The organism is Exiguobacterium sp. s166 (assembly GCF_018618855.1).
Lineage (GTDB): Bacteria > Bacillota > Bacilli > Exiguobacteriales > Exiguobacteriaceae > Exiguobacterium_A.
This window is the reverse complement of record NZ_JACSMU010000003.1, coordinates 193,310-218,373: the sequence shown is the minus strand read 5'-3', so window position 1 is coordinate 218,373 and position 25,064 is coordinate 193,310. Positions and strand designations below refer to the sequence as shown.

Here is a 25,064-nt window from a genome sequence, read left to right as displayed (position 1 = left end):
TCATGATTGGTATATTTGCCGTGATTTCTGTAGGAATGACGATTTTAGCGGCACGACGCGGTTACCGGGAACGGTCTTGATCGTGCGTATACGTCAAACGATCACGAACTGAATATCCATCATCGAAATGACCCGCCGTCCTGGTAAGGGGAGGAAATATCCATGAAAAATAAACAGGAGCGGACCCGGTTCATTCAGGAGGCAAAACGGCGTCTGATGAAACAACGCATATTGAGTGCGCTATTGTACGGAACAAGTATTATTCTGATTATCGCCAATCGCGGAGCATACTGGCCGTTCGCCGTTCTCGTAATTGCGCTGGTACTGATTGCCCGGTTACATTCCAAAGAAGTCAATCGGGATATGGCGCTGACGCCGAATCCGACCATGAAACGGATCGTTCAAGTCCAGTACGTGATCGACTATTGTTTCATCGTATTGGTCGGTCTTTTTCTGCCGGTCGTATTAAATCTGAGCTTGCCGTTCTTCACGAGCATCGGTGTGTATCTGTTGCTCGCCATCGTGCTCTTAATGACGGATACGATCCTTGAACGCCGCGGAAAAGCACTTGATCCCGAGCATCCGACGAAAAAAGAGTTACGGACCTATCCGAAGACGTGGAAAAAGTTGAAGACTTAAATGGGGGCCAATCGATGCAAGAAACCAATGACATTTACCATGCCTTAAGTGAAAATGAAATACTGCACGAACAGTTAACTCTCGTCGACCGGCTCGTACTGCCGGATGCCTGGATTTGCGCCGGTTACATCCGGTCGTTGATTTGGGGGCTGACTTTGACTGAGGAACAGGATATCGATGTCGTCTATTACGACGCGACCGATACATCGGAAGCGACGGAAAAACAGTATGAAGCGTTATTGAAATCTTGGCAACCGTTGCCGTGGTCCGTTAAAAATCAGGCGCGGATGCATCTGAAAAACGAGTTACCGCCGTATCAATCGACCTGCGACGCTATTGCGCATTTTCCGGAGACGGTGACGGCGATTGCGGCGAAATTAACGGACGGACAATTTCAGTTGTACCTGGCATATGGCGCATCCGATTTACAGACCCGGACGATTCGTCCGACCCCGCTGTTCTCAAAAGGATTACCGCATCATACTATCTTTCAAAAACGCGTAGCCGACAAGGGATGGGACAAGCGGCATGATTTACAGATAGTCAATCAGTTCTGAATAATTCATGATCGGCTGTAAAAGGAGGGTACAGATGAACTTTCAAAAGATGTTGCTTGTCAGTCTCGGAGCCTTGATTGTCTTTTACCTATTCCGGGAACCAGCACCGCCACCTGACTACAAAAAGAAGTTTAACGAATCCATCGATACCGTGATTAAACTGGAAAACGAAGAACTCGTACGACGGAACCACGATTCGATCGTCCGAAAAGAAACGGGAATTGAAGTCAGTGATGACGGGGACTGGATTGAATTGTCCTATGATGCACCTGTGCAGGGAGGTAAGAAGTCACTGCAAGAAAGTGTCTATCAAAAGCAGGGTGACAAGTACGTAAGGAAAGAATTGAAAACGGTGTCGGATGAACTCGACAAGGCAAAAACGACGTATATCGAGAACTTGGGAATCAAATGACAAAATTTTTTATTGTAACGGAAAAACGCTTATGCCCTGAATATACGAGGCATAAGCGTTTGTTTGATTATTCTTTGATCGTCCACGTATCCCGTAGTTCGATGATCGTTCCTTCCGGTGCCTTCAGTTTACTGAGATGACCGTCGACGACGAAGTAAATATTACCGCCATGTTTCGGCAAAAACGGCATGCCGAGTTGTTCGAGCCGTGCGACTTCCGCCTGTAAATCATCGACATATAATGCGAAGTGGACGGGACCGGCCGAATGTTTCGTATAGGACTTCAATGTCTCGTCGACTTTGTTTGTCTGGAGTTCGATATAGAAGTCACCCAGCTTCAGCCAGCTGTTGAAGGCACGTGTATGGAAATCGGGTGATTCCTGGATCAGCTCGAAGCCGAGTTGTTCGTAAAAGGTTTTTGACGCGATGTAATCAGTCGTCTGGATACAGAGATGATGGATTTGTTTCAATGAAATAACGTCCTTTCCAGTCAGTCACAAAATAGATTATGTTCAGCGATTCCGGTTTGAATTTTAGCATAAACAAACGTCCGCTTCCTATGAGGAAACGGACGTTTTTCATGATTCCAGTTCAAACTTCTCTGTCTGATCAGTCAAGTAAGCCGATGTTTCATTCAACGTCTCAACCAGGACATGTAATCCGGTAATCGTTGCAATCATCTGTTCCGATGCTGCGGCGACTTCTTCATTACCGGCCGTATGTTCTTCGGCAACGGCGGCAATTTCTGTCAACGCACTGCGAATCCGGGCTTCCGTACGGGCGACATCAAGCATTTGCCTGCGCATATCGGACGCCGACGCAGCGACAGTTCCAACTTGTCCCGCGATTTGCGAAAACGAGCTGTCCGTCGCTTGGATTTCCTGCTGCCCGAGTCGTGTCTCTTGGAGGGTCTCAGCAAACCGGACTTCCATTTGTGTTGAATTCCCGGTGATATTTTGGACAATGGCAGCGATTTGATCGACACTGCTTGCGACATGGGTCGACAGTTTCTTGACTTCGGTCGCGACGACAGCAAATCCTTTTCCCTGTTCACCGGCACGCGCCGCTTCGATGGCTGCATTCAAAGCGAGTAGATTCGTCTGTGCAGCGATATCCCGGATGATTGTTACGAGAGCCTGGATATCGTTCGATTGTTGTTTCAATTGTCGGACCTGCTCCGTGGCTTCGGCGACGTGCGTATGAATCGTGTTCATCCGGACAACGGATTGTTTCATCTGCGTTTGTCCTTCTTGCGACACGCTTCGCATCGTTTCGACCGTCTGTTCGATGTCTTGACTGTCGTCAGCCGTCTTTTGGACAAGCGCGGAGAAGCCGGTCATCTCGTCCGTCAAGGCGAGTGTCGTATGTGTCTGACTTTCGGTCCCCATCGCAATTTCCGACATCGTCTCGGCAATCTGCGTTGAACCGTCGAGCACTTCCGTCGTGCCGGCGTCGATGGCTTGACTGGTATCCGTCACGAGCACCGTCGTCCGTTTGATGTCGACGATCATCAAACGAAGCGTTTCATTCATTTGCTGAATCGAGCGGGCGAGTGCGTAGATTTCATCTTTTGCCGGAATCGTCAAACGGTGCATCGTCTGATGGGCCAGCTCGAGTTTTCCATCGGCAATCATCTTGGCGACGGACTGCAGGGTCTCAAGCGGTTTCAGTTTCCGGCCGAGTATGTAATAGAGAAGCCCCAGCGTCACAGCGAGTAAACCGATCAACAGACCGATAAAAAGCGGCAACGTTTGTTTGAGCATCGCCGTCGTCAAGTTTTCGACGTCTTTCGCTGCGATGTCAGTTCCTAGAATACCGATGATGTTTCCGGTCGGACTTTTTAACGGAACATAGACGCTGATATATTTTCCGAATTTTGGATCATCGATGACATCGGTTGAGTGGGTCTCTCCGCGTAAGACGTCCTTCATGTCGGAGGCAACAGCACCGGTTGCCGGATCATTGATGTTTGCGGCCTCTTCAACCGGCAGACCGTCAATCAATAGTTTGACCTGATTTTGGTCCACTTTTGCCGTGTAGGCATACAACAATCCGTTTTGCTTGCGGAGTTGATCCAGTGATTCGCGTAATTCATCATAGATCGCGTCATTCGTAGGATTTTTTAAAAATTCTTGATAAGCGGCGGAATCGACGGAGGCTGAAATCCGGAGCGCATCCTGTTCCGCTGTTTTCTTGAGTGTCGATAGCGCGGTTTGTTTAGTTGTCAGGTAAAGCGAGACGCTGCTGAAAACAAAGAAAAGGATGAGAATCAAGCTGATGATGAGTAGTAAACGTGTTCTGATGGAATGAGTCCGTGTTGTGTCCATATAATCCTCCTGGTGATGTTTTGCGTGTTGCTTATCTATTTTATCGGCTGAAATTTTAAAAAGTTATAGCGAGCGTAGTAAATAAAGTACGAGGTGAACAAAAAAACGTGCGGGATATCCTATTACTTAAAAAAGTTTACAGTTAAATAGTTTAGTGTTAAATTATTTAACGTGGTAAGTAAAAATGCTGGTTGGATAGAATACCGACCAAAAGGATGTGGGGACAATGGAACAAGATCAACTTTTTAAGATGATTCATACGGTGGAAGCTGTGACAAATGAAGCCATTATTGATTGGAACGCTCGTTTTCCGCACAAAATCGGCATCTCACCGATTTTGACATTAGGGGAGTTAAAACGAAAAGGACCTCAAAATCAAATGAAGTTAGCGGAAACACTTGGTTTTACGGGAGGGGCGATGACGAATATCGCCAAAAAACTGATCCAGCTTGAACTGGTCGAGCGGGTCTACAACGAACAAGACCGGCGGCAGGTGTTGCTCCAAATCACAGAGCAGGGCGAACAGGTCTTAAGTGAAGCTCAGGCGATCGGAAAACAACAGTATCTTGAACTGTATGACGTGTTGGATGAAGAAGAGATTCGGCTTTATTTAGCAATCAACGAAAAACTGTTGACCCATATCCGGGCAAAGCGGGAGAACGGAGTGAAACGATTAATCGAGTAGCGGGAAAAGTAGCGTTGGTGACAGGAGGTGCGTCAGGTATCGGCTTATCGGCAGCAACATTGCTTGCGGAAGAAGGTGCTGCGGTCGTAATAGCAGATTACAACATCAAGGGTGCAAAAGACGTGGCGGCCGGTTTACGGAGACAAGGAAAACAGGTTCAGGCGGTCTTCCTGGATGCATCGGAAGCCGATTCGATCCAGAATGCCGTTACATTTACCGTCGAAACCTATGGAAAACTTAACATCCTGTTTAACAACGTCGGTCTGACGAATCTTCAGAAAGATCTCGATGTCGTCGCGATGGACCTCGCGGAATGGGATCGTTTGATGAACGTTAACGTCAAAAGTGTCTTGCTCGGTGCCCGTTATGCGATTCCACATATGAAACAGGCTGGCGGCGGCTCTATCATCAATACAGCTTCGATGTCGGCTTTTGCGGGCGACAGTATCCGCTCGGCTTACGGAACATCGAAAGCTGCCGTCGTTCAGCTGACGAAGTATATCGCGACGCAGTACGGGAAGGATTTGATCCGCTGTAATGCGATTGCTCCCGGTTTGATTTTGACACCGGCAGCAAAAGCCAACATGAGTCCCAGTCTGCTTGCGACCTTCGAAAAATACAATGCCCTCCCGTATCACGGTGAGGCGAATGACATCGGACATGCCGTCGTTTATCTTGCGTCGGACGAATCAAAGTTCATGACCGGGCAGACCTTACAAATTGAAGGTGGACATTATATCGGCAATCCGACCAGTCCCGATTTTTTAGCGATGCAACCTTAACATCAAGAAACGGAGTGGATGAAAATGAATCGATTAGCAGAAAAAATCGTGTTAGTGACCGGTGCCGGAAGCGGCATGGGAGAATCAACGGCAATGATGACGGCGCGTGAAGGTGCCGTCGTCGTCGCGACCGACATCAATGAGGAGGCCGTCCGTGCAGTCGTCAAACAGATTCTGCTTGAAGGCGGTCAAGCGTATGCGTTACGCCACGACGTCTCTTCCCGTGAAAGTTGGCAAGGCGTCATGGACATGATCATGCGGGAGTTTAATCGACTGGATGTTCTGGTCAACAATGCCGGCATTGCGTTGAGTACACCGTTTTTAGAGCAGAACGAAACCGATTGGTCCCGAATTTTTAACATCAACATCAACAGTGTTCTGCTCGGGATGCAACAGGCGATTCAGTTGATGCAGGAGACCGGGGGTTCAATCGTCAACATCGCTTCGATTTCTGCCATCAGCGGAATGGCAGGAGCCGGTGGTTATACGGCATCAAAAGGCGCGATTGATGCGGTGACACGGGCGGCGGCTGTCGATTATGGCAAGTACAACATCCGGGTCAATGCCGTTTACCCGGGTTACATCGAAACGAAGATGAGTGCCCCGTCGATGGCCGCGTATAAAGACTATTTTGAACAGGTAATTCCGCTTGGCCATGTCGGACAAGCCGAAGAAGTCGCGCACGCTGTTCTTTTCCTCGCAACAGATGAAGCGAGCCATATTTCGGGAATCGGTCTTCCGGTAGACGGTGGCGTCACAGCCAGATAATTGAATCTATACGAAGACACTGTCCATCCGGCAGTGTCTTTTTTTATGAAATATTAGGTCAATTGGTAATGGAAATCCGGTTTTAAAGAATTTTTTTACAAAAAAAAGCGGTACAATGGAAAGTGAAAATGACAAACGAAATGAGTGGATAGATATGCTTCAATCATGGAAAAAACGAATGCTGTACGGAACGGCGGGCCTGGTCGTTTTGGTCAGTGCAGGTGCTGTATATCTCGGATTGCGTCCGGAGGAACCAAAAGCCGTTTCCTATCCGGTCATTTCGAAGGATCTCACGACGATGACGTTTACACCGAAAGACGGTCAGGTCATCCTGCTGTATGGAAGCGATATTAACCGTTATAAAGAAACACAGGATGATCCGCAGGAACCGGGATTGATGACGACACTATCAAAAATGGGTAAAGAGCTGAAGGCAGAAGCAATTGCTGACCCGGATTTCTATCTGATGATGCTGTCGCAAAAAGGAACCGACCCGCGCCACATCTATGCGCATCACCCGGATGGCATCGAAGCCGATCACTTTTTTACGTATGATTTAAAACGGGACACGTTTACAAAACATGAGGTGCCGAATACAGCGATCACATCCGTTGCCCATTACGGGAAAGATGTTTGGCTGGAATCGAATGCCTCGAAGCCAAAGGAAAAAATTCAGTTGATCAACGTCCGGACAGACAAACGGTATCCGATTGAAGACCGGCTGATGCCGGTCTTTGATTCACCGATTCTTGAACTGGATCAGACGATTGCTTATGCCAACAACGGTACCGAGGATGATAAAGAAGGGGCGGCCGGAATGGTCCTGCTCGACCAGACGACCGGAAAATCACGCGTCATTCGAAAAGCGGACGAACCGTATGCCTATACGGCGTTATACGGTGCGAAAGAGACCGCATATTTTGCAACGACCGACGGCGTGATGATCCGGCTGAAGACGGACGGAACGATGCAGCAAAAGTCATTTTCAGTATTGGATGATGTCAACTACTGGGCGACGGAACCGATGCGGATGATCAACAAACAGACCGGTTATCAAATCATCGGCACCGTTGAAAACGATACGGATCAACGGCTCGTTAAGTGGACGTTCGGACAAGCGTTCCGGGTTGAACCGGTCCGACCTGATTTTTGGAAGGAGGGAAACTATTACCGTTACCTCTACCGGAATCCATATAAGAAGACGTCATATTTCACGGAAAGTAAAACATCATTTTCCGGAAAAGGCCGATTGATTATCACGGATGACAACTTAAAAACGTTACGGACGATACCGGTCGAAGGAGCAAATGGTGTGGACTTTGTGATGGATTAACAGCAAAGGGAGGAAATAAAATGGCTTTTGAAGAGGTGTATTTGACGGCAATTCAAGCACGGTTCCGGGCCGTCCGCGAACCGGCAGAGCAGGCACTCGGCTGGCTGAATGAGGAACAGTTCCATCAGATACTGGCACCGGATACGAACAGCGTCGCGTTGTTGATTCAGCATATGACGAACAATATGACCTCTCGTTGGACCGACTTTTTGACGACAGACGGGGAAAAGCCGGATCGTAACCGGGATGCCGAGTTTGTCGACCAGGGTCATGACAAAGGGACCTTGCTGACACTGTGGAACGACGGCTGGCAACTCGTCGAATCAACGCTTGCCTCCTTGACACCAAACGATTTGGAGCGGACCGTTTTGATTCGCGGTGAACCGCATCTCGTCGTCGACGCGATTGAACGGCAACTCGCGCATTATGCCTATCACACCGGACAGCTGATTTTTTTGATGAAAATCCTGCTTGGACCGGACTTCAAACCATTGACGATCCCGTTGCCGCATCAGCGGCACTGAACAAAACAGACCTGCCTCTTTTTACGAAGAGACAGGTCTGTTTTTATAGTGTACGTGCACTTGGGGTACCGAAGGATTTAGTCGATAATGAAATCGTAAAAGCATGCTCGCCCTTTTTAAGTTTGATGCCTTCAGGAGAATTGATACCAGTTAATGATCTTCCGACCATGGACTCATTAATGGTCGACTTTTCTAACATCAACAGGTCATATTCAGATGCGTGGAATGATCTGTTCCGAAACTCGACACCCGTCATCAAGGATTTTTTCAAATCATTTGATTCTTCGGACCACTCATTCATCGTATCCTCCAGCTCATATCTGTAGGACCGGTAGCCTTTTGTGCTGTCAAACTGTTGACTGAGTTTCAGTGATTTTCCGTCATATTGACCGGGCTTGATTGTCTCGGAGAACCAGATTTTCTGCTTGCCCGACGCAAAATGCTCTATTCCGGTCAGGTAAAGAGGTTGATCCGTTTGACCGGTCATGACATAGGTAGCGTTATTTATAAATGCGTCTGCCGGTTTTTTGGACTCATCCAATTTAAGTGTCAACGGGAGCTCCATTGGTTTGACGACTTTTTTCGGCACGGCTTCTTCCGTACTGCAACCGGCAAGTAAAAGTGCCGATAGTGAACAGACAAGCAGTTGTTTCAACATCCACGTCACGCCCCTCATATGTAAGTACATTCAGTGTAAGGGGAATGGATGATATTTACAATCGGATTAGGTGTCATAGGAAGGAAGGGTTACATGAAAAAACGTTTTATTCTCTTGCTGTCGCTCGGACTGTTTGGCTGTTCGACGACTTGGAATCAAGAACCGGCGGAGTCGACAGCAGCTAAACACATTCTGTATGTCGCTCCGACCGGCAAGGATACGAATTCCGGTTCGCTTAAGCAACCGCTGAAAACGCTGAAACGAGCCAGTCAGCTCGCGAAAGCTGGAACGACGGTGTACCTCCGCAAAGGAACGTACACGGAAGCTTTGACGGTCAAGCACAGCGGGACGAAGCACGCACCGGTCGTCTTCCGGAACTATCAAAAGGAGAAAGTGGTGTTAAGTGGTAAGACGCTGAAGCAGAAAGACGGGGACACGGCACTCGTCCGGATCGAAAATCGACAGTACGTGACGATTCAAGGACTGATTGTCGCCGACATTGCGACGAAACGAACCGATGAGACACCGATCGGAATTTTTGTTACAGGAACCGGACGGAACATTCAATTGATCGACAACCAGGTCCGGCGAATTCAAACCCATGCGAAAGACGGCAACGCCCACGGGATTGCAATCTATGGAACCGGTCGTTTGAAGCAGATCACTGTCCGGGGTAACCGGGTCGAAGATAACCGGCTCGGGGCCAGCGAAGCCTTGGTGCTGAATGGTAACATCAACGGTTTTTCCGTCACGGACAACACTGTTCGACGGAACGATAACATCGGCATCGACTTAATTGGATATGAAGGGGTCGCAACGAATCCGGCAGAAGATTATGCACGGAGCGGGACGATTGCCGGGAATCACGTTTCCGACAGTTCAAGTTACGGAAATCCGGTCTATGGCAAGGAGTACAATGCAGCCGGTATTTACGTCGACGGCGGCAAACAGCTGACGATTGAAAACAATACCGTCGAGCGGAATGATATCGGGATTGAAGTAACAAGTGAACATGCAAAGAAGTATGCGGAAGACATTACGGTCCGTGGAAATCTTGTCCAACAAAACCGGTTTACCGGTGTTTCAATCGGCGGATACGATAAAAAACGAGGTGGAACGAAACAGGTCCGGATTACAGGGAATCAGGTCTCCGGCAATGATACGAAAGGGCTCGAAGGGGGACAGCTGCTGGTCCAGCACGATGTCCGTAATAACCGGATCGACAACAATACGTTTACGACGGGGCAAGATAATCTGTTTGTCGCCCACTTTTTTAAAACAAGCTCCGGCAATCAATTCGAACAGAACACCTATCGATTGGCTAATGGAACAGCGAAACGCTGGATTTGGCAGGATCAAGAATACCGTACTCAGTCCGCTTTTGAGCGGGCAGTCACACGATGATTGAAAAACAGACGTCATTCTCCTCCTTGAGGGAAAGTGACGTCTGTTTGTTTTTTTAGGCATTGTAGCCGACGAAAAGTGTGAAAAGCATCAAACCGGCTGAACCGACGATGCAGGTCAGGCAGACGACAGTCGTAAAAATACGCAGCGGCATCGGCAAGCTGACCTGTCTTTTCCAAACGACATACACGACGACGGCACTCGCCATCATCAGTAAAGCCAAAATCGAGAACGGTAACGCCCGTTCCTGAATCAAATAAAAAATATCCAACGTCTCACGTCCTTTCTTTCGGGTTCCGATTCACAAGGGCTATCCCCTGCAAAATTGAACTCCGTTACGCTATACTAATTATTGTAACATATGGATGAATCACCCAACATGGAATCAATGAAAGAAGGGGAGACAATTGGCACAATCATTACGCAGATCAGCTACCGACCGCTCGATTCAGGGAGTATGCGGCGGACTCGCGGAACACTTCGGTATTTCGTCATTGGCCGTCCGTCTGATTTTCATTGTCATTCCGCTTCCGGTCAATTTAATCATTTACATGATTCTCGCGAACGCGATGGCGGATGCACCAAGAACGTTGTAAAACAAATGAACAAAGGGGGCATGACGATGACAAACGGAAAGATTGTACTTCGTGTGTTAGGCGTTTTGATTGGCGCGATCGTCGGTTTACTGATTGTTTACGAAGCGAAAGGGACCTTTGATGTCAGTGTTCTGCTCGGATTCGTGGCCGGGGCTCTGATTTTTGCCTTGATCAATATCATCTGGGTACGCGTCAGAAAATCTTAAACAGCAGGGGGAAATGGAATGACTTACTTAATTTGTACGACATGTGGAGTGCAGATGGATGAAAACATAACACAGGACGACATCTGTCCGATTTGTACCGATGAACGGCAATATGTGAATCCAAACGGTCAGTCGTGGACAACCCTTCCGGATCTGATTTCGTCCGGAACATATCAGACGACCGTGACAGAAGAACAACCGGGACTTTCGAGTCTCGTCACGACACCGAAGTTCGGAATCGGGCAGACCGCTTACCTCGTTGCGGGGACAAAACGGATTCTTTGGGACTGTATCACCTATCTCGATCAGGCAGTCATCGAGGACGTGGGACAACTCGACGCGATGGCGTTGTCGCATCCGCACTATTACGCGACCCAGGTCGAGTGGGCGGAAACATTTGAAATTCCGCTGTACATTCATGAAGCGGACAAGGGATGGGTGACCCGGTCGAGTGACCGGATTGTCTTTTGGTCCGGTGACCGTTTGGAATTAGCTGACGATGTAGTGTTACACCGGATCGGCGGTCATTTTGACGGGGCGACCGTTCTCGAATGGACGACCGGCAACGACGGGCGCGGGATATTACTGACGGGAGATATCGTCCGTGTCGTCGCCGACCGGGCGTGGGTCAGCTTCATGTACAGTTATCCGAACCTGATTCCTTTACCGGCAGCGACAGTCGCTGAAATGGCGTCCGCCCTAAAAGACGTCCGCTTTAATCAAATTTACGACGCGTTCCATAAAATCGTCGTTACGGATGCGAATGCAGCCGTCGCCCGTTCGGCAAGCCGCTATATCGAGGCGTTGAACGGACACGTCAAGGCACGTGAACGGCGATAATTCTTGGCCTATATGAAGCACATCTGCCGGTCCGCGACTTACAGCGGTCCATCGCGTTTTATACGGGACTCGGATTGAAGCTTGATCACATCGTGGATGAAAAAATCGCCTTTCTTTGGATTGTCGAGGATCAGAGCTGGCTCGGTCTTTGGCAGACGGATCAAGTCGAACTGCCGTATCATCCGTCGATCCGGCATATCGCCTTTCAAGTCTCGCTCGACGGCTTGCGTGGTCAGTCCGTTGGCTGACGGAACGTGGTTATACGCCACGAAAGGCATTTGGTTTTGAAGGGACGGAACCGTTCGTCATGCCGATTGCCCAGCATGCTCATGCGAAGATCCATTTTAACGATCCGGACGGCAATAGTCTCGAGTTCATCACGAAGCTCGACAATCCGCTCGGCGCACAAGATTACATGTACTTAAGCGAATGGGAACGATTATTGAACGAGCAAGGTTATACCTTGAAATAAGCAAAACCTCTTCGATTTACAATAAAATCGAAGAGGTTTTTTTGGTGTTAGAGCGAACGTAGATGCTTTTTAGTCCGGTAGATGATCGAGAAAATCGCTACAATCAACAGAACTTCAAGGACGGCGAATCCGATCATCACCGAAGCAGTCACAGGATGTGTCATCTCTTGTACGATATTTGGGATTAAAAACAAGGACAGCATCGAGATCAGTAAAAACAGTAGGGTGATCCAATACGTTTGGAGTTTCTTTTCTAAGTAGCGTTTGGTCGAGCTTGTATCCGTAAACAATTCAAAGGATTCTTCGGTACCGGCTTTCCGGTAGTATGCCCAAAAAGGATTGGCATGAACGATTTCGACACCTGTTTCTTCTAAAAAAGCGAAATACTCAGAACGGTTTGGCCGTTGAGTAATCATTTCATTCCGGTACGTATAGACCGTATCCTCCCGTTCAAACGTGTAGACGAACGGAGAAAACTTCGTCAGTTGCCAGCCTTTACGACTCATCTCATTGACCCAGCGTTCTTCCGTTTCATCATTTAGGTAAAGTTTGAATTTTTTCATCAGTTGCTCCTTTAAGTAAGTCGTTAGCATGCTGTAATACTTGCGACAGACGAGCCCGTTCTGCCAAACATACTTCATAGCCGGATTTTGTTAAACCATAAATTTTCTGGCGACCGGCTTCTTCGACAATTTTGATCCAACCTTTTTCAAGTAAATTTTTTAAGACCCCATACATCGTGCCTGGCCCCATTCGGACGCGCCCGTCTGTTAATTGTTCAATTTGTTGCATCATCGCGTATCCGTGTTTCGGTGTCGTCAACGAAAGCAAAACATAATACGTACTCTCGGTCAAAACTGATGTATCGTTCCTCAATGTATCGCCTCCCGATATAAATGATACATGATTGGAAATAAGTTGTAAAGCATGAAAAAATAATCCCAAAAAAGACCTCTTTTGAGAAAGGGGTCAATGTTTTTCTTAAATTGAGCAGATTGATGTGAAGCGGAAATGGGACTTGTTATGATGAGTGGCAGATAAAATCGTTTTTCCACAAAATAGTTTTGTTACTAAATGGATGAAATTTGAAATGATGCCCTGAAGGAGATTAACTACATGACGACACCCCAATTAACAAACACGACACTCGCTTCTCCTGATATTCTGGAGGCCCTGACCAACAATGTCGCAATGATCCGTTTTGATACGCAACGCCGGGTCGTTGATGTCAACGACTTGTTTGCCAAGACAATGAAGTACAAACGCGACGAGATGATTGGTATGCACCACCATCTGTTTTGCCGAGCGGACTTTGTGAACAGTGAGGCATATCAAAAATTATGGAACAAACTACTGGCCGGTTTCAGCTCGGCTGATAAAATCGAACGGATTGACGCCCGCGGCGACTCGATATGGCTTGAAGCAACTTATATGCCGATTTATGAAGCGAACCAAGTCGTCGGCGTCGTCAAGATAGCTTCTGATGTCACGGACCGGCAAGAAACCATCCAAGAGTATGCGATGTCCTTTGCCGGCATCGCAATGGATCTTGATGACCGTTCCATGCAAGGCAAACAGGAGAGCCGTCAACTGAAACAAACGATCGAGAAGATGGCGGACGATGCCAAAGAAAATTTACGGACACTCGCGAATCTGCAGGAACAGTCTTCCGAGATCACAAAGATTACCGGGACGATCAAAGAGATTGCGGCGCAGACGAACTTACTGTCGTTGAACGCCTCGATTGAAGCAGCACGCGCCGGTGAGCATGGAAGCGGCTTTAACGTCGTTGCGACGGAAGTCCGTAATCTCTCGAAGCTTGTTGAACTGGCTGTCGTCAACGTCCGAAATACGACGGAACAGATGAACAAGGAGCTGGAGCGGATTCAACAGGGCATCACGCGGGCAAACGCTGATGCCTCGTCGAGTGTTTCCGTCATGGAAGAGACGTTGCAACGGTTTGAGACCGTCAGTGAGTCGGCCCATGAACTGAATGAAACGGCAAAGAAATTCACGACAGTCATTTAAATGGGAAGTCACGACCTAAGTTCCGACATGACTTGAGACTGAAGACGAAGTGGTTTTTCTCTTTTTCGAGAAGGACCGCTTTTTTGTCATTTTGAATCGTTTTCCTGAGACATACTTTGATCCGTCAAGTTGTTTTAGAGGATGACTCTTATATGTCCTGAGATAACCGAATCATATCGGTGCACCGGATACCGTTTTCAATAATGTCCCCTTCGTAGTGCCGCAAGAAGAAGTTCAGGTCGACTCCAACAATCCGAAATCCACATTTTTGATAAAGTGCCAACTGGCCAATGCTTGAATTTCCTGTCCCGATTTCGATGGTTCCGTATCCCATCGCTTGCGAGGTTTCGATGGCATGTTGTAAGAGATATTTTCCGATGCCGCTTCCTTGATACTTCTCGTCTACTGCAATATTTACGATTTCGATCGTTTGCGGTCTCGTGGGTAGAAGCACATGCACCCCGACCAGCTGATCTCTTGTTTCAGCAACGAAACAACGGCTTCTTTGCAAATACTCTTCGACTATTTTCTGAGACGGGTCCGCTAATAGCAAAAGCTCCATCGGCGGATTCTCATGAGCTGACAGTTGACGGATGTTTATCTCCATAGATGCCACACTCCTCACAGTTAGTTTTGATGCACTCGTTCTTCAATGGGTCAAGATTCTGCACTCCTGTTTTTTCATTTCTACAAGTTAAAGTCATATCCCCTGAAACGGGATATGGCTTTTTTTTGATGCGTTCATCTGATCCGAACAAAGGCAGCACACACCACAAAAACGATACCGTAGCCGCAAAATAAAAGAATCTGTTCGAGACGGACCTCAAACGACAATGAGAGGGACAGGGCAGCGTAAGACAATGGAACCAGACCGTTGGACGCGGCATTGACAAGGCTCATGACCCTTCCCATCATTTGTGGTCGTGTCGTCGTTTGAATCGTCGTCAAAATCAGGACATTGATGATGGAGGAGATCCCTCCCATTGTCAGCAGCAGCAGAACGCCTTGCCAAACGTGTCCGATTTGTCCGAGTAACCCAAGACCGACTCCAAGCAGACCAATCAACGACAGCAACAGGCGAAACGACTGGTTGATCGAGTGGTTGAAGCCGATCCAAGCTGCCCCGAGCAACATGCCGAGCTGATACGCACCTTGAAGATAACTGAGATCAAGGGCTTGACCGCCTAAAACCCGATCGACTAGTAACGGTATCCCCATCAGCAACGGACCAAAAAAGAAGAAATTGATGATAATCAGCAGGAAGAGGATCCGTCTTAAGTATTGGTCGGCAAACACATAATGAAATCCTTGCACGAGCTCAAGCCAAGCGGAGGTACGAGTCGGATTGTCTACTGGATGTTCACGAATAAACAAGGTACCGAGCGATGCGAGCAGAAGAAACAGTGCAATCGTCAAAAATAAGAAGTGGAACGATGAGAAGGTAAGCAGTAACCCGCCAAGCAACGGTCCGGAGAACAATGCCATTTGATTGGAGGTTTGTAGAATTGAATTGGCCCGTGTCAGATCATCTTTTGAAACGAGGAGTGGCAACAGGGACGCACTGGCCGGGGAAAAAAAAGCATCGATGCAACCGAACGTAAAGGCAAATACAGCGAGTGGAACAATCGTCAACAGTTCAAGGTGATAGACGAACAGCAGGAACAACACAAAGGTGAGCCGTATCAGACTGGAATACCGTAAGATGATCGATTTCTTGAACCGATCGGCAATCACACCGCCGAACACCATTAAAAAAATCCGCGGCAACAACGTCAGAATCAAGACGAGACCTAAATACGCATCGAGTTTCAAGACACGGAGGATATACCATTGCTCGGCAAACAGGTAGGTTGATAGGGCGAGAAAGGAACAGGTACTGGCGACCCAAAGTGCTCGAAACGAACGGTTCTTTAACAGCAGTTGATCGAGTCCTGATTCAGTCGCCTGCATCTCGTCCCTCCTCATCCTCTTGAAATAACGGTGCATCAATCTCAAACGCCGTTGCCATTACGTAATATAATTTTTTGTCCGCTTCAGCCGTCGAAGGATCCTGTTCGATGTCCTGCAACAGTTCCCGGTATTGTTTCGTAAACATCAAGAATTGCTCAGGTGAAAGTCGGAGTTCTTGTTGGAACGACAAGCTTTCCCAGTCCTCTACGTCAGAGGAACGCGGGGCAAACGAGCGGTCAGGCGCCGTCAAGATACGTGTTTTCGCCCGGTCAAGCACCTCGACATAAGACTGGCGTGTCGCTTGTTTCGTCTCAACAAGATTCAGGAGATGATCAGCCGGAATGAATCCGCGGGCGACCGCCTGATAAAACTTCAATACATTTCCGCCTCGGACTTCTTCCTCGACGAGTTGAATCAACTGATACTTTTCGAGTTCCCGCAGATGATACAAAATCTTTGCCCGGGAGACGTCAAGTTTTTGAGCCAATTGCTGACCGGTATGTGGCTGTTCAATCAGATGCATCAGCATTTTTGTCCGCATCGGATCACTGATGACTTTGAGTTGTTCATACTGTTCGAGAATCAAAATCGCCTGCTGTTCCATGACTAACACTCCTTTTTATTAACCGGTTAACTTTTATTAACTATGAAGTTAGTATACCTGAATGATTGACAAAATAAACCATTTTCTTAAAAGAAGGATTTGTTCAGTTAAAGCAGAACGTTAAACAAAGAACAGATTCTGAACTTACAGAGGAGTGATTCACATGAACCAAGCTCAAGAAATTCAAATCCAGACTGTAATCCAACGTCCTGTCGCCGAAGTCTGGACGTATTGGACGGAACCGGAACATATCAAAGCCTGGAATGCCGCCGCGGACGATTGGCATACGACAGAAGCGACGAATGATGTTCAAGCAGGTGGTCGTTTTTCCAGTCACATGGCGGCAAAGGATGGAAGTGTCGGCTTTGATTTTTCCGGCGTCTACCTAGAGGTGATTCTTTATGAAAAATTAGCGTACACGATTGACGACGGACGGCATGTAACGGTACGGTTTACAGCGAACGGGGAGGAAACGGAAGTCGTTGAAACGTTTGAAGCGGAGTCGGTGAATCCTCCGGAAATGCAGCAGGCCGGTTGGCAGGCCATCCTCGACCGCTTCAAAGCATACGCGGAACAACACTGAATACGAGCAGACAGCAAAAAGCCCGTCCAATCTGGAACGGGTTTTTCTCATGTTCAGTTGTTGACTTGAATGATGCGGAAAGACACGGATCCATCATCCCGGACGACGCTGTAACCAAGTCGCCCGTTCGTGAAGACCGGTTTTGAATATTCGCCTTCCTGGTCCGTCAACGGGATGACGGTTCCATTCGACAGGTCCGTATACAGAAGTTGATTGCGTTCTTCCCGGAAGACGATATGATCCGGCGTCAGAAAACAAAACCCGTCAATCAGATAATACGGTTCGGAGGTCTTGTAACGATAGGATATATGGTTCGACACGTGAGCTTGAAATCCCGAAGAACCTTCCGCTCCCGTCGCCAGATAATGCTGTCCATAAGCGAAATCAAACGGCATCGTCGTCTTTTTGACGGCTTTTCCGGAAAGTGTCGTATAGGCGGTCGTCTTTTCGTCCGCTTTGTATGTTGTTTGATCGAGAAGAATTCCCGCATCACCGTCCCGTAAGTACTGGGCCACCACTCCGGGTTTCTGCTTCCTTCACTGTCAGTGTTTTTTGTGTCGTGACGTATCCGGTCGCCGCATCATATTTTTGGACGAGTGACCGGGTCTGATCTTTCTGACTGATGTGTTTGATCCAAGAGACATGTGCCGTCGTGGCTTGGAGATCCGGATAAAAACGAGACGATTCTATTCCGTGATCAAGTTGTTGAAGCGAACCGGTTGCTAAGTCCATCACTTCGAGTGTCCAGTTGCTGTCCTTCCCGTTGTCCTGATAACGGATCCAGAACAGTTGTCGTCCGACACCAACCAGCTTATAGATGGTTTGGCTCGTCGAATATAGTTTCTCCAGGTGCCGATCCGTCAGCGAGTAACGGAAAATCGAACTGTCTTTTTCGCTTGAGGCATAAAAGTACACGGCTGCTTCATCGATATAGCTTGGACCGGACAGGTAAGGGTAACGTTGATAGACATCTGTTAAGTCGTAACTCGTACTTGGTCCAAGTGTCGAAAAGCCCTCACTGCGGATTAATTCTGTTGGTGCCGGTACCGGCTGAATTGATTCCGTCTTCGGCTGACCGCATCCGGAAATAAGTAAGATAAGGCTGAATAAGCCCAATTTCATGAAAGTAGACATACACACAAAACTCCCATTCTGGTTTAAGAAAATGAAACTCTATCAGTGTAGAGGGAAAAACGTGCATTGCCCTAAAAAAGAAGGGAAGCTTACAGGAATGTAAGCTGATGTTTCCTTCATGAATATTCTGAATGTTCGTTTAGTAACTGAAAGACCGGGAATATATATATCTAAAAGATACTATCTAAAAGATATAGGAGCGACTTATGCCAAAAGAAAACATGACCCGGTATGCGATTTTAGGGCTACTGGCGAGCGGATGTACGTCAGGCTACGAAATGAAACATACGATTGATACGCGTCTCAACCACTTTTGGAAGATCAGCTTCGGGCAGGTCTATCCGATGTTGAAGACGTTGGTGCAGGAAGGGTTAATCGTCGAAGAAACCGGAGAGGGGGATGACCGGAAGACGTTTGTTCTGACACCGGACGGCGAGGCGGAACTCGGACGCTGGGTCGAGGAGCCGACGACCGAACTTCCGGTTCAGCGGAATGAACTGTTGCTGAAACTCTATTTTGCCCGGCATGAATCAAAGGAGATGACGATTCAAAAAATCGACCAGCATGCTGCTCTGCTCCGGGAGCGATTGGAGACATACCAGATGATTGAACAATCGATTTTGGCCTACAAAGAAGCGGATGACGCCATGTATTGGCTGCTGACGCTTGATTACGGCAAACGCAAGACACAAGCACTGCTGGAATGGTGTGAAGCGTCCGTTCAGACACTCGAAGGAGGAACATCATCATGAAACGCGTGATCGCGACACCAAATGAAGACATCGTCGTATTCATCATCGGCTTACGGATCAACCGTCTGCGATCGGTCCGGAAATGGTGGCCGACCGTCCAGGCGATGACACCGATGATTGAGGAATGTTATGAGCAGCAGGTTGGTTTATTGTCGCATGAGATGCTCGTCGGTTGGCGGTCGGTTACGTTGATTCAGTATTGGCGTTCCTCCGACGCTCTGATTGCCTATTCGCACGGTAACCGTCACCTGACCGCGTGGAAAAAGTTTAATCAGTCGTCGCGGGCGAGTAACGCCGTCGGGATTTTCCATGAGACGTTTGAAATCAGCAACTATGAGACGATGTATGTCAATCTGCCGACGCGGGGACTGGCGAAAGCGGTCGGAGAGTGTCCGGTTCAGAAGCATCAGGAACAGGCGAAAGACCGCCTCGCGGAACGCAAGCCGGTGTCGACACGTGAATAACGAAAGTAGGGAGCGGACTCCAATGATCCGCTCCCTTGCTTATGTTTATCGCTCAACCCGGACCAATGTTTCCCCGCAATTTTGACAAATCGAATTCATCGTCTCGGTACACTCTTTACAAAAGATACAGTTGTGCGAACAGTGGTACGTTTCCTGACCGTCTTCAAATGTCTCCGCACAGCGGGTGCAATTTGTTGCCTGCATGTCGTTCACCTCATGTCTCGTTTGATCTGTCTTAATTGTACGAAACGAAACCGTGACCGGACAGCTGGTTTTGTTTGTTTTTCAGTAGCTTCACCTGAAAATGAATGGTAATTTTAAGATATGTCTTCATAATATTAGGAGGGTTGAAGAATGGACGAAATTGATTACGCAATTATTCGGGCATTGCAGGCAGACGGGCGGATGTCCTGGACGGAACTCGGCAAAACGGTGGGTCTTTCGACGCCTGCCGTCAACGAACGCGTCAAAAAACTCGAGGACCGCGGTGTCATCGAAGGATACCGGGCCGTCATCAATCCCGTTGCGCTTGAAAAAACAATCATGGCGATTTTGATGTTCGAAGACACAAGATGCGACGCGTTTATCGCATTTTGCAAGAGTCATCCGGATGTCGTCGAGTGTCACCGGCTCGCCGGGACGTTTAACTTCATGGTCAAACTGTACACACCGTCGGTCGAGACATTGGAAGCGTTTATCGATGCCTCGATGGAATACGGAAAACCGTCGACCTGGATTCGCTTGTCGTCGCCGGTCGCGTTTAAGGCGTTTACGGTCGGAGATGGGATTTTGATATGAACGTTTCTATCAAACAACGAATCGAACAAAAAGTCGGTTTGATTCACTCGATCCATCCCGTAGCCAAGCAGGGGGGAACAGCCATCGTCTACCACGTGAAAACGTTAGGCGGCACCTATATTCTCAAACAGGCAAGTTTACCCCGATACCGCGAGTGGTTGGTGCAGGAAGCGACAGTGATGCAGACGTTCAAGTCACAACATATCATTATCCCGACTTATATTGATTATATGGAAGACGAGCAACAGGATTATTTACTGATGTCCTACATAGCAGGTGAGACGTTGACAACGGCACTGGCGGGTGCTTGCGAGTTGCAACGATTGGCATTGATCCGTTCATTCGGACGGTTCCTCAGACAGTTTCATACGAGCGAGACTATTTCTACCCATTCTTCACAAGACTGGCTGGACAAACAGTTGCTTCAAGCCGATCGCTATATTGAACAAGGCTGGACAAATGGTTCGCGCGAGTTGCTTCACACATTATCCATCAAGCAGCCGGATCCTGTTCCGGCGACGTGGATACACGGGGATTGTACGACGGATAATCTGTTGGTCCGAGACCACGCAATCGTTGCGTTTATTGATGTATCCGGAATGACAATCGGCGATCCACGCTACGATGAAGCCTTGGCGACACGGTCTTTTCGGTATAATGCCAAGATGCTCGATGCCTTCTACTCCGGATATGGATATTCACCAATATCAGAAGAAACATTTCACTATTTTGATGACGGATTATATGAATTTTATTGAACAATTTGGAAAGCAAAAACGGCTATCTCCTGAATATTAAAAGGAAATAGCCATCTTGATTATTTTTTCTATTAAGTACAACACCTTGTCGCTTGATCGACCTGATCTTGCGGAATCAGTAATTGGTCGCCCTCAACTTTAAACTCAATGTCATTGGCTTTTAGCCGTTCCATTTGAGCGGGTGTACTTTCACCCCACGGAACGGTTTTCGGTTGCTCGGAAGTACATCCGACGAGCAGTAGACTACTTGCGAACAGCAATGGTTTTAACATGAAATCATCTCCTGTCAGTCAGTCCGTGAGTTTTTGTTAAAGAACAACCGTTTTAATTGCAGTCCGTCGCTTGGAAAGCCACTAGTCAAGCGGATCGGAATCAGATTAAATAAAATGAAAATGATGGATATCTGTATAAATGGTGGAGCCAACAGATGCATGACCGGACTTGGAAAGAGCTGACTTAATCCGGCGACGAACAATCCGGCTATAAAATTCGCGAAAATCCCGCCGAGTAACAAGGCAGCTCTTTGTCCACGTCGAAGCGGGACTGTTGGAGGATATGGTTGATATAAGCCTTCCCATATCTGCTTTTTGGCGACGGAAAAATGACCGATTCGTAAGAATGGTTCACCTTTGCCGATGAAAACTGATTTTAGCCTCAGACCGATCAAACGACCGACGAGCGCATGACCGTATTCGTGCAGAATCAGACTCGGTAAGTAAAAGGCAAACATGATTAGATTGAACCATAGTAAACCCATGTTCTTCCTCCTCTCATTAACAAAAATAACAAAAAATGGATGTTGAAAGCAACTTACATAATTGTCATTTATTCATCTAGAGATTGAAAAAGGAGACTTATTATATGAACCTGTTAACTGATTCAACTTTGCCAATTCGCATATTTCCAGCTCAGCGTAAGGATTACCGCAAAATCATTTGTTTGTACCACGGCTGGGGATCGAGCGTGACAAAATATGAAGAATTCGCACGGATGCTCTCGGAACAAGGATTTACGGTCATTGTGCCGGAACTCCACCTGCATGACTGCCGCAATGCGCTAGGTGCGTATTTTGATCAAGGAATAGTCGAACGTCACTTTTGGGAAGTCGTGTTTCAAAGCATCGAGGAATCGAGCACACTCGTTCAGCAGCTGAACGTTCCAAGAGAGGACATTATTTGGCTTGGTGTCTCGATGGGAGGATTTATAGCCAGCGGTGCTGCTGCTAAACATGACGGTAGCGCAGGGGTGATTAACATCAACGGGTCCGGCTCCTTCCTCTTTTCGGAACAGCTTTTCCGAAGACGTGACAAAAGAGACGATTTAACGGCGGAAGAAGAACGACACTTGCGGGCGTATGATCCTGTCCTGCAAGAACAGTCTACACCAACGTTATTCGTACATGGACAACGCGATGCGGTCATTCCGATTGAAACGCAGGAGCATTATGTACGACAAGTGGGCGAAATCCATCACGATTTAACGTTTCTGAAACATCCGTCGATCAACCATACCGTGTCGGATCAGATGATAGCGGACATCTTCATTTGGTTGAATGATCGTTTTTAACGAGAATAGACAGAAGAACCGGACACCTGCTTGAGGTGCCCGGTTTTTTAGTATTTAGTGATTAGATGGGACGCCGTACCGAAGATAATGATCAACGAGGTAAAAACCGTTCATTAACATCGTGACGAGAGCGAAGAGTGACGCGATGGTAGTCAGCATACGATTTTTCCTCCTTAGATTCTTACCGTAAGATTTTCTCGAACGCTTTTCCTTTTGCCAGTTCATCAATCAACTTGTCGAGATAGCGGATTTCCCGCATCAACGGATCCTCGACGTCTTCGACGCGGACGCCGCAGACGACACCTTTGATTAACAATCGACGTTCCTGCATCTGTGGGGCATCCGCAAAAAATGCTTCGAATGTCGTCTTATCTGCTGTCAGCGTTGCAAGTTGTTGTTCCGAGTAACCGGTCAGCCAGCAGATGATCGTATCGACTTCCTGTTTCGTCCGACCCTTGCGTTCAGCTTTTGTCACGTAAAGCGGATAGACACTCGAAAACGCTGTCGTATACAAACGGTGTTTCGTCATCGTATTTCCTCCTCATGACTAATTATTACAAAAAGTGTAGCATATCGAACGTTGGAAATGGGCCCCTCCAGATAAATCAAAGACCGTCCTTTTCGCACGAAAGGAACGGTCTTAACCAATCATTTTTTTAAATCGATGACATGGAATTCAATCTGTTCATCGTCCGATACCCCATATGCGAGCTTCCCGTTGGCATAAATCGGTTTGGACGTTGTATCGGCCATTTCCGTCAAGGGAGCAACGGTGCCGCGCGCAAGATCGGCGTACCAGAGTCGCGTCATACTCTCCCGGAAAATCACACGGTCAGCCGATAAAAAGCGGAATGCATCAACCGTCAAGCGATTGTCCGACGGTTTGAACTGGTACCCCGGTTGTCGTCCTTTCTTAGGCATGAAGAGGGCGGAGCCTTCTTCGCCGATCGAAACATACTTTTTGTTGTGTTCAAAATCAATCAGCCCGTTCATCCGTCGTTTGAACGTGCCGTCAAACGTCTCGAGTGTCGGCGTTTGATGACCGTTTTTGAAAGTACTTGTATGCAAAATCAGCCCGGCATCGCTCCGGCGGAAGTCAAATGGATACTGTCCATTCCGTTTTGCGCCTTCTTTTAAAATATACTGCTGATGGATGATGATGGCGTCTTCCGCGACATCAAACGACTTGAGGATTGTTTTCGTTCGGGTTGGTGTCGCTTCATGCGTCATCCAGGATACCCGTTTGGACGACGTATCCAGATAAGGAATCGCCGTGTCATAACGGCTGATCCCTTGATCAAGCGTATTGATTTTTTCCGTCTTCAAGTCCAGCAAGCGAATCGCCCATTTTTGTCCGGACTTGGTTTGATTGTATTCGACCCAAAACAGGTAATGCGACACTCCGGTCATCATACCGATGGTCCGGTTGACCGTATGCAATACTTGATTATCGTTCGACCCTTGGCTGTACCGGTAAATGTAGCTTTTACTGGTGGTGTCACTCGTTTGTTTGATGTGCGTATAGTAGATCGATTGCTGATACAGGTAGTCCGGCGCAATGACAACGGTTTGTCCGGTAAAGAACGGGGCCAGATTGTATGTCTGATGGTTTCCAAGCGTAACCGTTTCTGATTGTCGCTTCAGCGGCACGTATTTTCTATAGTCGGACAACGGAGCAGTGACGGGTTTAAGGGTTGGCGCAGCTTGAGCCTGCGTATCTGCCGGAACTTTCGAGTGTTGCTTCGTTGCAGTCGAATCGGTGCATCCTGCCGTGACGACAAGCGTCAACGTCAACGCCGCCGTAAAGAAAGTCTTCCGGGACATAGTATGTAGTCTCCTTTAAAGTGAAGTGTGGGAATCGAATTCAACGGCGGTTGTGTTTCATTCGCCAACGTATCGAGACCAAAAAAGCAGAAATGCCGGACAAGGTGAGCAAATAGAAACAGATGGCGAAAGCAAACTCGCCATAATCCTCAAGACTGGCGAACGGATTACCCATAATGAAAGGGTCAGGTAACGCACCAATCAAAAACAGCGGAATGAACAGCAGGAAAAACCGTTTCCAAAAATAATACTTGTACGGAGTGCCGGTACGTATGTCCATTGATTTCTTCCTTCCCATCTCCAGAATCGATTATCCTATTTTTAACATATTATATCATTTATTGTTTAAGTTGATGAATAAATTTAAAATAAGCCATCAATAAAAAGCGGTCCAGCAAACA

General features: G+C 47.7%; 36 protein-coding genes and 1 pseudogene. 20 read left to right on the top strand and 17 right to left on the bottom strand.

The window, feature by feature from the left end; translation table 11 throughout:
- Window positions 1–162: 162 nt before the first annotated feature.
- Genes KNP93_RS08985 through KNP93_RS08975 form a run of 3 tightly spaced genes read left to right on the top strand, consistent with a single transcriptional unit; the run spans window position 163 to window position 1,608 of the window.
- The gene (locus KNP93_RS08985; RefSeq protein WP_214854672.1) at window positions 163–639 is read left to right on the top strand and encodes a hypothetical protein; all 477 of its coding nucleotides are present in this window, start codon (window positions 163–165) and stop codon (window positions 637–639) included.
- Window positions 640–653: 14 nt separating this feature from the next.
- A complete protein-coding gene (locus KNP93_RS08980; protein ID WP_214854669.1) occupies window positions 654–1,196 on the top strand; it encodes a nucleotidyltransferase family protein in 543 nt (180 codons plus the stop codon).
- 34 nt (window positions 1,197–1,230) lie between these two features.
- Entirely contained in the window at window positions 1,231–1,608 is a 378-nt protein-coding gene (locus KNP93_RS08975; RefSeq protein WP_214854667.1) for a hypothetical protein, read from the top strand.
- A gap of 67 nt (window positions 1,609–1,675) precedes the next feature.
- Here KNP93_RS08975 and KNP93_RS08970 read toward each other — a convergent pair whose 3' ends face one another.
- Both KNP93_RS08970 and KNP93_RS08965 read right to left on the bottom strand, forming a co-directional pair.
- On the bottom strand, window positions 1,676–2,077 hold the full coding sequence (locus KNP93_RS08970; protein ID WP_214854665.1) for a VOC family protein: 402 nt from the start codon (window positions 2,075–2,077) through the stop codon (window positions 1,676–1,678).
- A 108-nt stretch (window positions 2,078–2,185) separates the two neighbouring features.
- Window positions 2,186–3,934 (bottom strand): methyl-accepting chemotaxis protein, encoded by a 1,749-nt coding sequence (locus tag KNP93_RS08965; RefSeq protein WP_214854663.1) that lies wholly within the window; start codon window positions 3,932–3,934, stop codon window positions 2,186–2,188.
- A 226-nt stretch (window positions 3,935–4,160) separates the two neighbouring features.
- Here KNP93_RS08965 and KNP93_RS08960 point away from each other — a divergent pair, with 226 nt between their 5' ends.
- The 5 genes from KNP93_RS08960 to KNP93_RS08940 all read left to right on the top strand — a co-directional run bounded on the left by KNP93_RS08960 (window position 4,161) and on the right by KNP93_RS08940 (window position 8,026).
- Window positions 4,161–4,619 carry a MarR family winged helix-turn-helix transcriptional regulator gene (locus tag KNP93_RS08960; protein WP_214854649.1) on the top strand — a complete coding sequence of 153 codons (459 nt, stop codon included), beginning with the start codon at window positions 4,161–4,163 and terminating at the stop codon, window positions 4,617–4,619.
- Window positions 4,607–5,401, top strand: a complete 795-nt coding sequence (locus tag KNP93_RS08955) for an SDR family NAD(P)-dependent oxidoreductase (protein WP_131972708.1) — start codon at window positions 4,607–4,609, stop codon at window positions 5,399–5,401. The genes KNP93_RS08960 and KNP93_RS08955 overlap by 13 nt, the downstream gene beginning before the upstream one ends.
- Window positions 5,402–5,425: 24 nt before the next feature.
- Window positions 5,426–6,169, top strand: a complete 744-nt coding sequence (locus tag KNP93_RS08950) for an SDR family NAD(P)-dependent oxidoreductase (protein ID WP_214854643.1) — start codon at window positions 5,426–5,428, stop codon at window positions 6,167–6,169.
- 154 nt (window positions 6,170–6,323) lie between these two features.
- Window positions 6,324–7,502, top strand: a complete 1,179-nt coding sequence (locus tag KNP93_RS08945) for a hypothetical protein (RefSeq protein WP_214854640.1) — start codon at window positions 6,324–6,326, stop codon at window positions 7,500–7,502.
- Window positions 7,503–7,522: 20 nt separating this feature from the next.
- Window positions 7,523–8,026: a DUF1572 family protein gene (locus tag KNP93_RS08940; RefSeq protein ID WP_188004342.1), complete on the top strand. Its 504-nt coding sequence runs from the start codon at window positions 7,523–7,525 to the stop codon at window positions 8,024–8,026.
- A gap of 43 nt (window positions 8,027–8,069) precedes the next feature.
- Here the strand turns inward: KNP93_RS08940 and KNP93_RS08935 are convergent, their stop codons facing one another.
- Window positions 8,070–8,684, bottom strand: a complete 615-nt coding sequence (locus KNP93_RS08935; protein ID WP_214854638.1) for a hypothetical protein — start codon at window positions 8,682–8,684, stop codon at window positions 8,070–8,072.
- A 93-nt stretch (window positions 8,685–8,777) separates the two neighbouring features.
- Here KNP93_RS08935 and KNP93_RS08930 point away from each other — a divergent pair, with 93 nt between their 5' ends.
- The gene (locus tag KNP93_RS08930; RefSeq protein ID WP_214854630.1) at window positions 8,778–10,088 is read left to right on the top strand and encodes a right-handed parallel beta-helix repeat-containing protein; all 1,311 of its coding nucleotides are present in this window, start codon (window positions 8,778–8,780) and stop codon (window positions 10,086–10,088) included.
- Window positions 10,089–10,143: 55 nt separating this feature from the next.
- Here KNP93_RS08930 and KNP93_RS08925 read toward each other — a convergent pair whose 3' ends face one another.
- A complete protein-coding gene (locus KNP93_RS08925; protein ID WP_214854628.1) occupies window positions 10,144–10,359 on the bottom strand; it encodes a hypothetical protein in 216 nt (71 codons plus the stop codon).
- 136 nt (window positions 10,360–10,495) lie between these two features.
- On the opposite strand from KNP93_RS08925, the gene KNP93_RS08920 reads away from it, so the two are divergent.
- The 4 genes and pseudogenes from KNP93_RS08920 to KNP93_RS08905 all read left to right on the top strand — a co-directional run bounded on the left by KNP93_RS08920 (window position 10,496) and on the right by KNP93_RS08905 (window position 12,202).
- A complete protein-coding gene (locus KNP93_RS08920) occupies window positions 10,496–10,684 on the top strand; it encodes a PspC domain-containing protein (protein WP_214854626.1) in 189 nt (62 codons plus the stop codon).
- A gap of 26 nt (window positions 10,685–10,710) precedes the next feature.
- Window positions 10,711–10,890, top strand: a complete 180-nt coding sequence (locus tag KNP93_RS08915; protein WP_012370395.1) for a hypothetical protein — start codon at window positions 10,711–10,713, stop codon at window positions 10,888–10,890.
- An 18-nt stretch (window positions 10,891–10,908) separates the two neighbouring features.
- On the top strand, window positions 10,909–11,730 hold the full coding sequence (locus KNP93_RS08910; protein ID WP_214854624.1) for a hypothetical protein: 822 nt from the start codon (window positions 10,909–10,911) through the stop codon (window positions 11,728–11,730).
- Window positions 11,727–12,202, top strand: a pseudogene (locus KNP93_RS08905) (VOC family protein). The gene KNP93_RS08910 and the pseudogene KNP93_RS08905 overlap by 4 nt, the downstream one beginning before the upstream one ends.
- A gap of 47 nt (window positions 12,203–12,249) precedes the next feature.
- Here the strand turns inward: KNP93_RS08905 and KNP93_RS08900 are convergent.
- Window positions 12,250–12,765, bottom strand: coding sequence for a DUF2812 domain-containing protein (locus tag KNP93_RS08900; RefSeq protein ID WP_165871621.1), 516 nt, complete (start codon window positions 12,763–12,765; stop codon window positions 12,250–12,252).
- A complete protein-coding gene (locus tag KNP93_RS08895; protein ID WP_207904755.1) occupies window positions 12,737–13,078 on the bottom strand; it encodes a PadR family transcriptional regulator in 342 nt (113 codons plus the stop codon). Before KNP93_RS08895 ends, KNP93_RS08900 begins: the two co-directional genes overlap by 29 nt.
- Before the next feature lie 240 nt (window positions 13,079–13,318).
- Here KNP93_RS08895 and KNP93_RS08890 point away from each other — a divergent pair, with 240 nt between their 5' ends.
- Window positions 13,319–14,230 (top strand): methyl-accepting chemotaxis protein, encoded by a 912-nt coding sequence (locus KNP93_RS08890; RefSeq protein WP_214854622.1) that lies wholly within the window; start codon window positions 13,319–13,321, stop codon window positions 14,228–14,230.
- A gap of 148 nt (window positions 14,231–14,378) precedes the next feature.
- Here the strand turns inward: KNP93_RS08890 and KNP93_RS08885 are convergent, their stop codons facing one another.
- From KNP93_RS08885 to KNP93_RS08875, 3 genes are all read right to left on the bottom strand, one after another.
- The gene (locus tag KNP93_RS08885) at window positions 14,379–14,831 is read right to left on the bottom strand and encodes a GNAT family N-acetyltransferase (RefSeq protein WP_214855137.1); all 453 of its coding nucleotides are present in this window, start codon (window positions 14,829–14,831) and stop codon (window positions 14,379–14,381) included.
- Between the two features lie 140 nt (window positions 14,832–14,971).
- On the bottom strand, window positions 14,972–16,180 hold the full coding sequence (locus tag KNP93_RS08880) for an MFS transporter (RefSeq protein ID WP_214854619.1): 1,209 nt from the start codon (window positions 16,178–16,180) through the stop codon (window positions 14,972–14,974).
- Window positions 16,167–16,784, bottom strand: a complete 618-nt coding sequence (locus KNP93_RS08875) for an ArsR/SmtB family transcription factor (protein ID WP_131972698.1) — start codon at window positions 16,782–16,784, stop codon at window positions 16,167–16,169. The genes KNP93_RS08880 and KNP93_RS08875 overlap by 14 nt, the downstream gene beginning before the upstream one ends.
- A 163-nt stretch (window positions 16,785–16,947) precedes the next feature.
- On the opposite strand from KNP93_RS08875, the gene KNP93_RS08870 reads away from it, so the two are divergent.
- Window positions 16,948–17,367: an SRPBCC domain-containing protein gene (locus KNP93_RS08870; RefSeq protein ID WP_131972697.1), complete on the top strand. Its 420-nt coding sequence runs from the start codon at window positions 16,948–16,950 to the stop codon at window positions 17,365–17,367.
- A 53-nt stretch (window positions 17,368–17,420) separates the two neighbouring features.
- On the opposite strand, the gene KNP93_RS15670 is transcribed toward KNP93_RS08870, so the two are convergent.
- Together KNP93_RS15670 and KNP93_RS15665 are read right to left on the bottom strand one after the other, a co-directional pair.
- Window positions 17,421–17,885 (bottom strand): hypothetical protein, encoded by a 465-nt coding sequence (locus tag KNP93_RS15670; protein ID WP_251138738.1) that lies wholly within the window; start codon window positions 17,883–17,885, stop codon window positions 17,421–17,423.
- Window positions 17,857–18,501: a TolB-like translocation protein gene (locus KNP93_RS15665; RefSeq protein WP_251138737.1), complete on the bottom strand. Its 645-nt coding sequence runs from the start codon at window positions 18,499–18,501 to the stop codon at window positions 17,857–17,859. Before KNP93_RS15665 ends, KNP93_RS15670 begins: the two co-directional genes overlap by 29 nt.
- Before the next feature lie 206 nt (window positions 18,502–18,707).
- On the opposite strand from KNP93_RS15665, the gene KNP93_RS08860 reads away from it, so the two are divergent.
- A complete protein-coding gene (locus tag KNP93_RS08860; protein WP_214854616.1) occupies window positions 18,708–19,253 on the top strand; it encodes a PadR family transcriptional regulator in 546 nt (181 codons plus the stop codon).
- Entirely contained in the window at window positions 19,250–19,717 is a 468-nt protein-coding gene (locus KNP93_RS08855; protein WP_214854613.1) for a DUF4188 domain-containing protein, read from the top strand. The genes KNP93_RS08860 and KNP93_RS08855 overlap by 4 nt, the downstream gene beginning before the upstream one ends.
- Window positions 19,718–19,762: 45 nt before the next feature.
- Here KNP93_RS08855 and KNP93_RS08850 read toward each other — a convergent pair whose 3' ends face one another.
- Complete coding sequence (locus KNP93_RS08850) at window positions 19,763–19,921, bottom strand: DUF1272 domain-containing protein (RefSeq protein WP_188004355.1); 159 nt, start codon at window positions 19,919–19,921, stop codon at window positions 19,763–19,765.
- A gap of 150 nt (window positions 19,922–20,071) precedes the next feature.
- Between KNP93_RS08850 and KNP93_RS08845 the strand changes: the two genes are divergently transcribed.
- Complete coding sequence (locus KNP93_RS08845) at window positions 20,072–20,515, top strand: Lrp/AsnC family transcriptional regulator (RefSeq protein ID WP_188004356.1); 444 nt, start codon at window positions 20,072–20,074, stop codon at window positions 20,513–20,515.
- Complete coding sequence (locus tag KNP93_RS08840) at window positions 20,512–21,273, top strand: phosphotransferase family protein (protein WP_214854610.1); 762 nt, start codon at window positions 20,512–20,514, stop codon at window positions 21,271–21,273. Before KNP93_RS08845 ends, KNP93_RS08840 begins: the two co-directional genes overlap by 4 nt.
- A gap of 71 nt (window positions 21,274–21,344) precedes the next feature.
- On the opposite strand, the gene KNP93_RS08835 is transcribed toward KNP93_RS08840, so the two are convergent.
- Both KNP93_RS08835 and KNP93_RS08830 read right to left on the bottom strand, forming a co-directional pair.
- Window positions 21,345–21,545 (bottom strand): putative periplasmic lipoprotein, encoded by a 201-nt coding sequence (locus KNP93_RS08835; RefSeq protein ID WP_131972690.1) that lies wholly within the window; start codon window positions 21,543–21,545, stop codon window positions 21,345–21,347.
- 14 nt (window positions 21,546–21,559) lie between these two features.
- Complete coding sequence (locus tag KNP93_RS08830) at window positions 21,560–22,030, bottom strand: M50 family metallopeptidase (RefSeq protein ID WP_214854607.1); 471 nt, start codon at window positions 22,028–22,030, stop codon at window positions 21,560–21,562.
- Window positions 22,031–22,134: 104 nt separating this feature from the next.
- On the opposite strand from KNP93_RS08830, the gene KNP93_RS08825 reads away from it, so the two are divergent.
- The gene (locus KNP93_RS08825) at window positions 22,135–22,839 is read left to right on the top strand and encodes an alpha/beta hydrolase (protein ID WP_214854604.1); all 705 of its coding nucleotides are present in this window, start codon (window positions 22,135–22,137) and stop codon (window positions 22,837–22,839) included.
- A gap of 181 nt (window positions 22,840–23,020) precedes the next feature.
- Here the strand turns inward: KNP93_RS08825 and KNP93_RS08820 are convergent, their stop codons facing one another.
- From KNP93_RS08820 to KNP93_RS08810, 3 genes are all read right to left on the bottom strand, one after another.
- Entirely contained in the window at window positions 23,021–23,368 is a 348-nt protein-coding gene (locus tag KNP93_RS08820; protein ID WP_071500063.1) for a DUF2200 domain-containing protein, read from the bottom strand.
- 119 nt (window positions 23,369–23,487) lie between these two features.
- On the bottom strand, window positions 23,488–24,663 hold the full coding sequence (locus tag KNP93_RS08815; RefSeq protein ID WP_188004362.1) for a hypothetical protein: 1,176 nt from the start codon (window positions 24,661–24,663) through the stop codon (window positions 23,488–23,490).
- A 40-nt stretch (window positions 24,664–24,703) separates the two neighbouring features.
- Window positions 24,704–24,943, bottom strand: coding sequence for a hypothetical protein (locus KNP93_RS08810; RefSeq protein WP_131503795.1), 240 nt, complete (start codon window positions 24,941–24,943; stop codon window positions 24,704–24,706).
- Between the last annotated feature and the right edge of the window lie 121 nt (window positions 24,944–25,064).

Bases quoted from the DNA above. Each gene is read 5' to 3' on its own strand.
- KNP93_RS08940 (WP_188004342.1), top strand. From the start codon at position 7,523: ATGGCTTTTGAAGAGGTGTATTTGACGGCAATTCAAGCACGGTTCCGG.
- KNP93_RS08825 (WP_214854604.1), top strand. From the start codon at position 22,135: ATGAACCTGTTAACTGATTCAACTTTGCCAATTCGCATATTTCCAGCT.
- KNP93_RS08980 (WP_214854669.1), top strand. From the start codon at position 654: ATGCAAGAAACCAATGACATTTACCATGCCTTAAGTGAAAATGAAATA.
- KNP93_RS08950 (WP_214854643.1), top strand. From the start codon at position 5,426: ATGAATCGATTAGCAGAAAAAATCGTGTTAGTGACCGGTGCCGGAAGC.
- KNP93_RS08810 (WP_131503795.1), bottom strand. From the start codon at position 24,943: ATGGACATACGTACCGGCACTCCGTACAAGTATTATTTTTGGAAACGG.
- KNP93_RS08935 (WP_214854638.1), bottom strand. From the start codon at position 8,684: ATGTTGAAACAACTGCTTGTCTGTTCACTATCGGCACTTTTACTTGCC.
- KNP93_RS08975 (WP_214854667.1), top strand. From the start codon at position 1,231: ATGAACTTTCAAAAGATGTTGCTTGTCAGTCTCGGAGCCTTGATTGTC.
- KNP93_RS08815 (WP_188004362.1), bottom strand. From the start codon at position 24,663: ATGTCCCGGAAGACTTTCTTTACGGCGGCGTTGACGTTGACGCTTGTC.
- KNP93_RS08890 (WP_214854622.1), top strand. From the start codon at position 13,319: ATGACGACACCCCAATTAACAAACACGACACTCGCTTCTCCTGATATT.
- KNP93_RS08915 (WP_012370395.1), top strand. From the start codon at position 10,711: ATGACAAACGGAAAGATTGTACTTCGTGTGTTAGGCGTTTTGATTGGC.
- KNP93_RS08965 (WP_214854663.1), bottom strand. From the start codon at position 3,934: ATGGACACAACACGGACTCATTCCATCAGAACACGTTTACTACTCATC.
- KNP93_RS08910 (WP_214854624.1), top strand. From the start codon at position 10,909: ATGACTTACTTAATTTGTACGACATGTGGAGTGCAGATGGATGAAAAC.
- KNP93_RS08945 (WP_214854640.1), top strand. From the start codon at position 6,324: ATGCTTCAATCATGGAAAAAACGAATGCTGTACGGAACGGCGGGCCTG.
- KNP93_RS08875 (WP_131972698.1), bottom strand. From the start codon at position 16,784: ATGGAACAGCAGGCGATTTTGATTCTCGAACAGTATGAACAACTCAAA.
- KNP93_RS15665 (WP_251138737.1), bottom strand. From the start codon at position 18,501: ATGTCTACTTTCATGAAATTGGGCTTATTCAGCCTTATCTTACTTATT.
- KNP93_RS08880 (WP_214854619.1), bottom strand. From the start codon at position 16,180: ATGCAGGCGACTGAATCAGGACTCGATCAACTGCTGTTAAAGAACCGT.
- KNP93_RS08870 (WP_131972697.1), top strand. From the start codon at position 16,948: ATGAACCAAGCTCAAGAAATTCAAATCCAGACTGTAATCCAACGTCCT.
- KNP93_RS08830 (WP_214854607.1), bottom strand. From the start codon at position 22,030: ATGGGTTTACTATGGTTCAATCTAATCATGTTTGCCTTTTACTTACCG.
- KNP93_RS08840 (WP_214854610.1), top strand. From the start codon at position 20,512: ATGAACGTTTCTATCAAACAACGAATCGAACAAAAAGTCGGTTTGATT.
- KNP93_RS08900 (WP_165871621.1), bottom strand. From the start codon at position 12,765: ATGAAAAAATTCAAACTTTACCTAAATGATGAAACGGAAGAACGCTGG.
- KNP93_RS08820 (WP_071500063.1), bottom strand. From the start codon at position 23,368: ATGACGAAACACCGTTTGTATACGACAGCGTTTTCGAGTGTCTATCCG.
- KNP93_RS08985 (WP_214854672.1), top strand. From the start codon at position 163: ATGAAAAATAAACAGGAGCGGACCCGGTTCATTCAGGAGGCAAAACGG.
- KNP93_RS08845 (WP_188004356.1), top strand. From the start codon at position 20,072: ATGGACGAAATTGATTACGCAATTATTCGGGCATTGCAGGCAGACGGG.
- KNP93_RS08960 (WP_214854649.1), top strand. From the start codon at position 4,161: ATGGAACAAGATCAACTTTTTAAGATGATTCATACGGTGGAAGCTGTG.
- KNP93_RS08930 (WP_214854630.1), top strand. From the start codon at position 8,778: ATGAAAAAACGTTTTATTCTCTTGCTGTCGCTCGGACTGTTTGGCTGT.
- KNP93_RS08860 (WP_214854616.1), top strand. From the start codon at position 18,708: ATGCCAAAAGAAAACATGACCCGGTATGCGATTTTAGGGCTACTGGCG.
- KNP93_RS08850 (WP_188004355.1), bottom strand. From the start codon at position 19,921: ATGCAGGCAACAAATTGCACCCGCTGTGCGGAGACATTTGAAGACGGT.
- KNP93_RS08835 (WP_131972690.1), bottom strand. From the start codon at position 21,545: ATGTTAAAACCATTGCTGTTCGCAAGTAGTCTACTGCTCGTCGGATGT.
- KNP93_RS08855 (WP_214854613.1), top strand. From the start codon at position 19,250: ATGAAACGCGTGATCGCGACACCAAATGAAGACATCGTCGTATTCATC.